Here is a 10,610-nt window from a genome sequence, read left to right on the forward strand (position 1 = left end):
ATTATTATTAGATATTTTTAGATATTTCTTTTTTATTAATATTTTTATTAATATAATCTCACATTCCAAATATTTTTAAAAATAATGGAATAAAGACTCTAGATGGTAATATTATTAAAGTAGCTACACTAACTCCTAAATTTGTTCCAATAACAACTAGAAGTATTCTGAATATGTTATTATTCCATAAATCTCTGAGACTATGAACTTTACTTAAATTAGATATGTCTCTTCTTCTGACTTTCCTATATTTAGCTTCAGTTAATCCAGAAAACCATCCTGCAGCAAGAAGAGGATGTATTATGGTAAGAGGTGCAACAACAAAGCCAACCACTGCTGACTGTATTTTTGACCCAGACAGGATAGAACCTATAAAAGCAGCTCCTCCTCCTATCAAAACGAATTCAATAAGATTTCCTTCAATATCAATACCATTTATAAAAGCCAGAAAAAATATCACCACAAATGATATTGGAATAGCTGCTAAAATGATTTTAAGCCAAGGAATTTTTCTTTTTTTCTCAGTACTTGTCAGTGCTTCAATTGAAGGAATTTCTTCAGGATTATCAAGATATTTAGTTATTCCTTCTTTATGACCTGCTCCAACTACTGCTATAACATGATCTTCTTCAATATCTAATATGCTTTTAGCTAAATATGCATCTCTTTCTTTAACAAGAACTTTATATGCATTAGGTGAAGCTTCTTTAAAGTACTCCATTATTTCATCTAAAGTATCTTGCTCTTTTAATTCCTCAATATCTTTAAGATCATCATCACTTGCAAATAAAGAACCTATTGCACTAAAGACGAATTTCAGCTTTTCCCAAGCTGACATTTCATTTAAAGCTCTTTGAAGTGTTATATTGATATCTCTGTCGATTAATGCAATTTTAGCACCTATGTCATTAGCTGCTTCAATAGCTCCAATCATTTCAGAACCTGGTTTAACATCTAAATCTTCTCCAATCCTACTTTGGATATATGTTAAGATTCCACTAGCTACAAATAGTCCCACTTTGTTTTCTTTAATAATATTTGAAACAGATATTTCATCATCTTCTTCAATACCTGCCTGCTCTTTCATAAGACGCTCAAACCTACCTCTGTCAAGCTCAATAGCTACAACTTCAGGTTCTTGCCCATAAATAGCATCTTTAACTTCTTCAACACTATTTTGAGAAACATGAGCGGTTCCTATGATTTTTAAACATTCTCTTTTCATTTAAATAACACTCTGATATAATAAGATTTAATAATTTAATAATTTTTTAAATTTTTTGATTATATAATTTGATAAAGTTTATAATTTTTTTAAATTTGATAAATCTTGTATTTTTTTTATTTGATAAACTTTGTAAATATTATATTAATATTGATAATATCAATAAATAGCAATGATTTTTTTAATATATTCAATTTTTCAATAATTATTTTCAATAACTAATTATTTATTTTCAATAATATTTAATAAACAATAATTATTATATTGTTTTTCTTAGCTATAATAATATGTGGCTATTTATATATAAAACTTTATATTTTTTTAGTAAATCAAGATATTATCATTATAATTTAAAAATAAATAATAAATGATGATTATTCATTTTATTTGACTAATTTTAAAACTCCATTTTCATAAATAGCTACATTTTCAGAAATATTTTTTTGGAGTGAAAATTCAATATCTTTTTCATATCCTAATTTAATTAATCTTTTAGAAGATTTTGTATTATAAATTACATTTTTAACTGCATCATAATCTCTACTAGCTAAGATGGCACTTTGAGCATACTCACTAATATCAAAATCAAATTCTTTATCATTTGTTTCTTTTAATTTTTTTTGAATATAATATATTATTTCACCACTAGCTAAAAAATCTTCTATTGCGAAATTTCCTTTCCATCCTGCCATTACAATATCGACATGGGAGAAATTATTATTTTTTGCCATTTCCAAGCTAGTTTCAGCTACAGCTTTTGCATTTATAAAAGAACCTATAAGTACAGTTGAATCCATCATTTCTAATATTCTTGTTCCATTACTGGTTGTTAAAACTAAATTATTAGAGTCATTGTCGATATTTTTTATATCTACTGGAGAATTCCCTATATCGAAACCTTTTATTTTGGCTCCCATACGTTCTCCTGCAAGAATAGCATTTCTCTTTTTAGCTATTTTTTCTGCTGCTTCTGGTGTAAAAGCAGGTATTACTTCATTAAATTTGTCCATAGCTATAGTAATACTTGTACTTGCTCTAAAAGCATCCACCATAATTGAAATATCTTTTGATGTTGTTTTTTCCAGACTTAATGTTATTTTCATTATATTTCCTTCAATTTTTGGATTTTTTATTTTCTTATTGTTTATTGTTATTCTTTTAATATTTATTTAATTTTTCTATTATATTATTTTACTAATAGCTATAAGAATATATAGATATATCAATTTTTAATAATTACATATATCAATTTTTATTAATTTATCTCAAATCAATTTTTTAATATCATTATAATTTTTTAGTAAGACAACAATATTTCATTTTAAAGCCAATATTTCAATTTTATCATAATATATATACATTATAACAATATTACATTGATATAAACCAAAATTATTTAAAATAAAGAAACATAAACAAACAAAAAAATAAATAGAGGTTTAATATGTTAAGTATGAATGTTTTTAAAAAAGTAAAAAATTTTGGAAAAAATAAAAATTGTGTTGAATTTGAAACTATGACTCTTGGAAAATTATTAACCAAAGATTTTATTAATAATTTCACTGAATTTTCTGATTTTGACCAGATGATTGATGTTAGTGGTATTAAAACAATAAATAATTCTTTCACAGATGTTTTTATCTCAAGAGAGTGGGATGAATTTGTAAACTACACTACTGATTTTAGTGGATGGAAAGAAATGATAGAGAGAGCTGTAGAAAATTATATTTCAAATGAATAAAGTCTTTTATGGGATTTTCAAATAAATAATATTGACTTAAATAATAAAAATCATAATTTAGATAATCAAATTTTTGGATTGAATTTTTAGTAGTGGTTATTTTTTTGAGGACGACTCATAAATTCTTTTCTTTTTTTTCCAAATAATATTGCTTAGCTTCATTATGTATTTCTGCAGTGGTTTTATCTTTCCATAAATCTCTTTGCCACTCTGTATAATCAAATTCATCTCTTTTAATTATATCTATAAATCTTTCAGCATCAACCAAACCAAAGTTCTTTATCAAGCTTTTCATAACTTCACTTCGAAGTACAGCTTCACTTTTCATTTTTTATTCTCCCATCTCTTCAATAAATGTAATTGGATTTACTATTTTTATTCCATCGACCTGTTTTTTGAGTAATTTATAGTCTGTTGTTATAAAATATTCACATCCGCTATATAATGCACAAGAAATATGCAGTGCATCTTTTCTTTTTATTCCTTTAGTTTTTAATTCTTTTGTTTTATCTAAGATTTCATCTAATGGCTCACAATAAAATACTGATCTCTCTTCCCAATCTTGAATATTTTCTCGTCTATCACCATAAGGATTCTCTTTATTTTCATAATCAAGAATATAAGACCAAACTAAATCATATGCTCCGTCATAAACCTTTTTTTGAATATACAATTTAGCCATACTCTCTAATCTTATTTTCATCTGCCTTTTATCATCAAAAGGCCTATTATAACAACAAGTATCTAAATAAATTCTCATTTTTATCAATTATGTTACTCCCATTAAATATATTAAAAATGGTATGAAATATTATATAATCATTGTAACTATAATATATCTAATTAAATATTAATATTTAACTCATTTTGATTATATAATATATACAAAATTGAAAAAAATAAATTGAATAAATAAATTGAATAAAATTAATAACAATTATAATTTAATAATTATAATAATAATTGCTTGAATTAAGAAAATTTTATACAAATTCAAAACAAATATTAATTTATGGGATATCATGATAATTGTTACAACTCCTATGTGTGAGAAGATACTTGAATTTGCAGGAATATCTGATTATAAAGTTAATAAAAATCCAGATAAAGAAGAAGGTGATTTAGCTATCCTTTTATCTGAAAGTAAAGTTAAAATGAATTCATTAAGTATTAAGCTTAATACCTTTTCACAGATAAAAGAAAGTATAATCAAAGTTTCAAAACTTAAAGATGAATTGGGAGAAAATGAAACACAATTTAATGATTCTATTTTAGAAGATATTAATGATATATTTTCAAAATATCCTTTAGCTAATAAATGGATTTCTGATGAGAAAGAAAAGCTACAAGAAAAAAATTCAAAAATAAGAGTTAAGGTTTACTCAGAATTTTTAAAAGATATTGTTAAAGATATGGGATTTTCTATCATTGATTCTGATGATGAAGTATCTTCCTTTGATTATATTGTAGCACCAGATTATATGAACTTTGTTGATTCGGAATGTCAGAATGATTCTTCTTGTGAGATTATTACAATTCCTACTCACAATAATGTTTCTAAAAATCCTATAAAACGAGCTGAATTGAGATATTCTATTCTTAATGATTTATCTAATGAATAATTTAGTAAATTAGAAAAATAATTATTGATATTAATTTTAGATAATAATTAATTTAAAATAATTAAATAAATCAATAGATAATTTATTTTAAATTTACTAAATAATTTACTAAATAATTAATTAAATAATTTTATTAACTAGGATTACTAATATTCTTTTATAATATATTATATGTTATATTTACTGGAGATGACAAAGTGTATGAAACTTTAACTTATTCTGGAGGAGTACATAAGAGTGAAGAGATGAGAGAGCTCATTGAAGATTTAGGAGGATTCATTCTTCAGGAAAATATATTACAGATGGATCTTATTTTAAATATGGCTGTTCCTATTGATGATGTTGATAAAATCAAGGAAAAATCAAAGGAATTATTGGGTAAAATTTCTACAGCGCCTATGGCTGGAACTGAAATAGCTATTGTATCTCCAACTCTTGCAAGACATCACTTGCCTCATGCAGCTTGTGATATATCTGAATATCTTCGTCGTTATGGTGCTAAAGATAATATGATTGGACTTGCTCGTGGTGCAGGTAAAGGCACAGCGGGAATTACAGAATATGAAAAAAGACTTATAGAAGAGCATGATATAGCTATATATGCTCTTGGTAGCTTTAAACAATGTATCATGGACAAAACTTTTTTATTTGATGATATTGACATTCCAGTAATTGTTACAGGAGCTCCTGAAATAGATCTTGATGACCTTCCTGGTGCAGATGCTTATGTAAGTGGGCTTGGAAGAATTCCAAGAAGACTTAAACGAGGAGAAAACATTAGGGCTCTTAGAAATCTTGTAGATGTTGTGGAAAACATGTTGGATCAAAAAAGAAGAGATATGGCATTGGATCCACCTCTTGCTCCATCAATATTAGTTAAAAATGCTATTGAAAATCAAGTTCCAGCTATTTCTGAGGTAATTTCTCCAACTCCAGTTACAAGTCAGTTGGATGGTGTTAGAGTAAAACTTGATTATGATAAATATCATGAAGAAATAGCTAATGTAATGGTCAATGATAAGCCATTAAAAGAAATTGCAGATATTAAAAAGTCTCATATGTATGATTATATATTAGTTAAGCTATTAAGTGAAAGTGCAATAGTATAAAACTTTTTAAATTTTTTATTATTCATTATTCTATTATTTCAATTTTTGCATTGTTTTATTATTATATTATTTTCTTATTTTTATTATCTTTATTATTATACTATTTTCTTATTTTTCTTATTTTTATTATATTCATTATTTTATTATTCATTATTTTGATATTTCATTTTTCAGTTATCTTTTTTAATTATTTTAATAACGGATTTATTAATCCTTATTATTTTAAGTGATATTATTTTAAGACTATTTTTCATTTTTTTATTTTAATTTTTACAATCTATTTTTATCCTTAAAAATTATTTATTATATATTTAAAATATCAATTTTTTTCAAAAACTTAAAAAGAAAAGAATATTAATAATGAAAAACTAAACATTGTTCAAAGACATATTAGTTATATAATTATATAAACTGAATATTGTTTTTCGGATTTTTAATTCTAAAATTCTGCTGTGATATTGTTGAGTTATATTAATACTTTCTGGAATGATAAAATGAGTAATGACAACAAAGAAAATGTAGTTGTAATCGATAAAACAGATAAAAATATCATTGAAATGATAAATGAGGATGCTAGAACCCCTTATAGGCAAATATCTCGTGAACTCGACATTTCTGTTGGAACTGTACACAATCGTGTAGATAAATTGATGAAAACGGGAGTAATTAAAAAATTTGCTCCTATCATGGATCATAGAAAGTTGGGTTATGGTTTAACCAGTATTATCGGAGTTAGAGTTAAAGGGGGACAACTTGAGAACTGGGAAGAGAAAGAATCTTTCAATAAACATGTTTTAGCTATTTACGATGTTACTGGAGAATATGACGCTTTTTTAATAGCTAAATTTAAAAATACTGATGAATTAGATAAGTTTGTTAAAGAGTTGTTAAAAGAACCTGGTGTTGAAAGGACTTATACTCAAACAGTTTTAAATGTTGTTAAAGAAGAACCAAGTTCAATTCACATGCTTTAAAAATATGGATAATTTAATGGGATCTTATGAATGATATTCGTTTTAAACAAGCTCAGCACTTAGTTGAAAAAGCATCAACTCGAATTGATGGAAATGCCAAATTAAAAGTTCCACAAGATGGCCATATTGATGTTAAAAAGTTTGAAAACCTTTTTAAAGAATTAATATCTGCTGAAGATTTTTTATATAGTAGTTTACCTACTCATGATCTTTCTAAAGAAGAAGCAGAAGAATTTATTAAATCTCTCATTTCAGCTAGAGATAATATTGATTCTATTCTGGCTGATTTTAAAGTTATTGATAAACAAGAAGAAAAAGTGGATCTAGGTGAATTAACTGAAAATGTTCTTTTTATAACATCAAAAAATAACTTTAAAAAATCATTAAAGAAACTTGGTATTGATGTTCAAAGAATACTCGTAGCTAGTGTTCCTTTAGATGTTGAGGATATGAAAGAAATAAATCCAAAGATCCCTGAAGCTGCATTAAAAGGAATAAAAACCAAGGTTGAACATATTCATAATGACATAAACAGAAAGAAACAATCTTTAAACCCAGAAAAAATTATCATCTTAGCTGAAGATGATATAAATGGACAGCTACTCGGAAAAAGGGCAGAAGAACATTACGATGCAATTGTCCATCTAAACAACAACTTAAAAGACTTTACTGAAATAGATATCATTGAAATTATAGAGAATAGCTGATTATTAAATTATTCTTGTTTTATTAGCTATTTTACTCATTTTTTTTAATAGTTTATTAATATCCTAGAAATAGTTATAGGATAACTTTTTTATATATTTTTTATTTTTAGTTTTATATTTTTTATAGAATTATATTGGTTTTTTAGTTACATATTTATATTTTTCATGGTAAATATTTTTTACAAAATCATAATATTTATATATCTCTTTGTCAATATAGAATATTAGTAAAAAAAATTTTACTAAATTGTCGCCGTGTTAAATTTTGGACTCATCTATTGATTACAGTTTTCATTATTTAATATGGTTTAATTATGTGTTTTTTCTTACTTCGTTTAATTTCGGTTAAACGAAGTAAATTGATGAAAAATATGCATAATTTGGAAAAATAGAGGGGTATTTTCTTTATAAAAAAATAAATTATATGAAAAATATTGAATATTTAATAAATTTTATAATTATTAGAATATTTTAGTATGAACTGTAAACTGATATTATATTAATTATATTAGAAAAATAGTAAGTTAGTTCGTTTAACCGAAATATAACGAAGTAAATTTGGAATTAATAAATTATTCTTTGTATAAGAGAGAGTTTTTTTCAACATAGTTGTTTTATAGGGGGAGTTTTTTATTATATTTTTTTATCTATTAATATAACAATTGTTCTATTGTTGTGTCCTTTTCTTATTAATGATAAAAAGCCTATCAATGAAAAATATTATTTTTTTTTGAGTAGCCTTTTTATGATTAATAAGATTATGAAGAGTTTTATACAATGATTTTTTGAGTAAATGCTCTTTTTTTAATGTATAATATTGTAATAGGCTGATAACTTTTATGGAGAGTTTTATTACTAATTTATATATTAATATTGGTTTTATTAATCAAAGAAATTTGTAATGTGATAAAAGAAGATAAATGTATGTTCCTGTTAAGAATTTTTTATATCACCCCCTAAGAATTCTTTTTTTAGGAGAATCATTTTATTCTTTCTTTTTATCACATTTTAGAATTTTGAAAAAAAATATTTTAACCCAAAATAAATGGGGAGGTGAATAAAATTAAACAAAACAAAAAAATAATAACTCATACTTTAATTATAATAAGTATTATTTTATTAGCTGTAATTAGTTTACAAGCTGGATTTGCAGCTACCACTACTACGATTGATAACTCAACTGCTGGTGGAATAAGTGGTGCACTTAGTAGTTCAACTGCTGGTGATACAATAGAACTTGATGAAGGAACATACATAGGCAATAATAATACAAATATGACAATTAATAAAAACATTACAATAGCAGGAAAAACTAAAGACAAAGTAATCCTAGATGCACAAGGACTATCAAGAATATATACAATAGGCAACAATCTGAATGTGACTTTCATTAATCTAACATTTATAAATGGAAACACAACAGCTAATGGTGGTGCAATTTGGAACAATTATGCTGGAACAACAATGACATTCATAAACTGTACATTCTTAAATAATAATGGAACTTTAGGAGGTGCAATCTACAATGTTGGTAGTAATGTTTCTGTATTAGATTCTAATTTCATTAATAATGATGCTGGTGTTGGTGCTGCAATAAGGAATAGTGGTATTAATCTGAATGTGATTAATTCTAATTTCGAAAATAACAATGGAACTAGTAGTTCAGGAGGAGTGTGGTCTAGTGGAAATTATACAGTTGTAATTAATTGTATATTTAATAATAATACTGGATCGAATGGTGCTGCAATTAATATCAATAAGTGTTATAATGCGAGTATAATTAACTGCACATTCACTAACAATTCTGCAACAAATAGCGGTGGTGCAATCACTAGTGATGGTAATTATGTGAACATAATTAACTGCACATTCACTAACAATTCTGCAACAAATAACGGTGGTGCAATAAGTAATGCTGCTAATGATACAATTATATCTAATTCTACTTTTGAAGAGAATACGGGATCAAATGGTGGCGCAATAGGCAATGGTGGTAATAATGTCACTATAGATAATAATAATATCACTAATAATAATGGTAATGGTGGTATTTATAGTAATGGTAATAGTACTACTATAACTGATAATATTATTAATGATAATAGTGGTGATGGAATAATTATTAATAGTGGTGATTCTACTATTTCTGGTAATGAAATTGTTGGTAATGGTGGTAATGGAATAACTAATAATGAGAATGGTACTGCTGATATTGCTGATAATGAAGTTGTTGGTAATGGTGGTAGTGGTGTTGTTAACGATGGTAATGCTACTGTTGTAGGTAATGTTATTAATGATAATGCTGGTGATGGTATAGTTAATGGTGAGAATGCTACTGCTGATATTGCTGATAATGAGATTGGTGGTAATGGTGGTAGTGGTGTTTCTAACAATGGTAATGCTACTGTTGGAAATAATAATGTTTCTGGTAATTCTGGAAATGATATTGTTAATAATGGTGAAGTTACTGGTTCAGGAAATGTGATTGATGTTCAATCAGGTTTAGCTATTAGTACTGTTGTTTCAGGCAATAAAATTACAATAAGAGTGAAAGCTACTAATATTATTAATGGTAATGCTATTGTTGGTGCAACTATTAATTTCTATGTTAATGGAAAATTAGTAGGAACTGCAATAACCAACAACAATGGTATTGCTGAGTTCACCTATAACGCTCCTAGCACAGGATCATACAACATTTTTACAACCTTTGAAGAATTTAATACTACTGATACTTTAGGAACTACTTTTTACAGTGAATCTAACACTACTACTAATGTTAATATAGTAATAGAAGAAAAGAAGGGTACTGTTATAACAGTTTCTGCACCAACTATCAAAGAAGGTAAAAAAACCAACATAAAAGTAACCCTAAAAGATGCAAATGGAAATATCCTCAAAAACAAAAAAATATCATTAACAATCAAAGGAAAAACATACACAGCAACAACTAACAACAATGGAATAGCTGTATTTAAGATAGCTGGATTAAAAGGTGGAAAACATACAATAACAGCTAAATTCGCAGGAGACAGCAACTACAAATCTTCAAAAATATCAAAAGTGCAAAAAGTCAACCCTAAAACTAACTTAGGAATTGCATCAATTAAAAAATTGTCTTTCAGGAAAAAAGTGTCCACATATAAAGTTACAATAGCTAATAAAGGAAGTTTAAAATCTAAATCTACTGTTTTAGCTCTTTTCCATATGAGAAACGGAGTTAAAATCAAAA

10 protein-coding genes are annotated in these 10,610 nt (G+C 25.8%); 6 read left to right on the plus strand and 4 right to left on the minus strand.

The window, feature by feature from the left end; all coding sequences use genetic code 11:
* Positions 1-58 precede the first annotated feature (58 nt).
* Both KQY27_RS07790 and comB read right to left on the minus strand, forming a co-directional pair.
* Complete coding sequence (locus KQY27_RS07790) at positions 59-1,225, minus strand: TraB/GumN family protein (protein WP_224426009.1); 1,167 nt, start codon at positions 1,223-1,225, stop codon at positions 59-61.
* Between the two features lie 383 nt (positions 1,226-1,608).
* A complete protein-coding gene (comB, locus tag KQY27_RS07795) occupies positions 1,609-2,328 on the minus strand; it encodes a 2-phosphosulfolactate phosphatase (RefSeq protein WP_224426010.1) in 720 nt (239 codons plus the stop codon).
* Between the two features lie 341 nt (positions 2,329-2,669).
* Between comB and KQY27_RS07800 the strand changes: the two genes are divergently transcribed.
* A complete protein-coding gene (locus KQY27_RS07800; RefSeq protein WP_224426011.1) occupies positions 2,670-2,966 on the plus strand; it encodes a hypothetical protein in 297 nt (98 codons plus the stop codon).
* Positions 2,967-3,081: 115 nt separating this feature from the next.
* Here the strand turns inward: KQY27_RS07800 and KQY27_RS07805 are convergent, their stop codons facing one another.
* Together KQY27_RS07805 and KQY27_RS07810 are read right to left on the minus strand one after the other, a co-directional pair.
* Positions 3,082-3,294 carry a hypothetical protein gene (locus KQY27_RS07805; protein ID WP_224426012.1) on the minus strand — a complete coding sequence of 71 codons (213 nt, stop codon included), beginning with the start codon at positions 3,292-3,294 and terminating at the stop codon, positions 3,082-3,084.
* Positions 3,295-3,297: 3 nt separating this feature from the next.
* Positions 3,298-3,735, minus strand: coding sequence for a type II toxin-antitoxin system VapC family toxin (locus KQY27_RS07810; RefSeq protein WP_342765751.1), 438 nt, complete (start codon positions 3,733-3,735; stop codon positions 3,298-3,300).
* 253 nt (positions 3,736-3,988) lie between these two features.
* On the opposite strand from KQY27_RS07810, the gene KQY27_RS07815 reads away from it, so the two are divergent.
* The 5 genes from KQY27_RS07815 to KQY27_RS07835 all read left to right on the plus strand — a co-directional run.
* Complete coding sequence (locus KQY27_RS07815) at positions 3,989-4,588, plus strand: hypothetical protein (RefSeq protein WP_224426013.1); 600 nt, start codon at positions 3,989-3,991, stop codon at positions 4,586-4,588.
* 197 nt (positions 4,589-4,785) lie between these two features.
* Positions 4,786-5,697, plus strand: coding sequence for a methanogenesis marker 7 protein (locus KQY27_RS07820; protein ID WP_224426014.1), 912 nt, complete (start codon positions 4,786-4,788; stop codon positions 5,695-5,697).
* Between the two features lie 494 nt (positions 5,698-6,191).
* Positions 6,192-6,671 (plus strand): Lrp/AsnC family transcriptional regulator, encoded by a 480-nt coding sequence (locus KQY27_RS07825; RefSeq protein ID WP_224426015.1) that lies wholly within the window; start codon positions 6,192-6,194, stop codon positions 6,669-6,671.
* Positions 6,672-6,697: 26 nt separating this feature from the next.
* Positions 6,698-7,378, plus strand: a complete 681-nt coding sequence (locus KQY27_RS07830) for a DUF2100 domain-containing protein (protein WP_224426016.1) — start codon at positions 6,698-6,700, stop codon at positions 7,376-7,378.
* A 1,053-nt stretch (positions 7,379-8,431) separates the two neighbouring features.
* The coding region (locus KQY27_RS07835) for a right-handed parallel beta-helix repeat-containing protein (RefSeq protein WP_224426017.1) at positions 8,432-10,610 on the plus strand (2,179 nt) is incomplete at its 3' end.

The organism is Methanobrevibacter sp. TMH8, from assembly GCF_020148105.1.
Taxonomy (GTDB): Archaea; Methanobacteriota; Methanobacteria; order Methanobacteriales; family Methanobacteriaceae; genus Methanobinarius.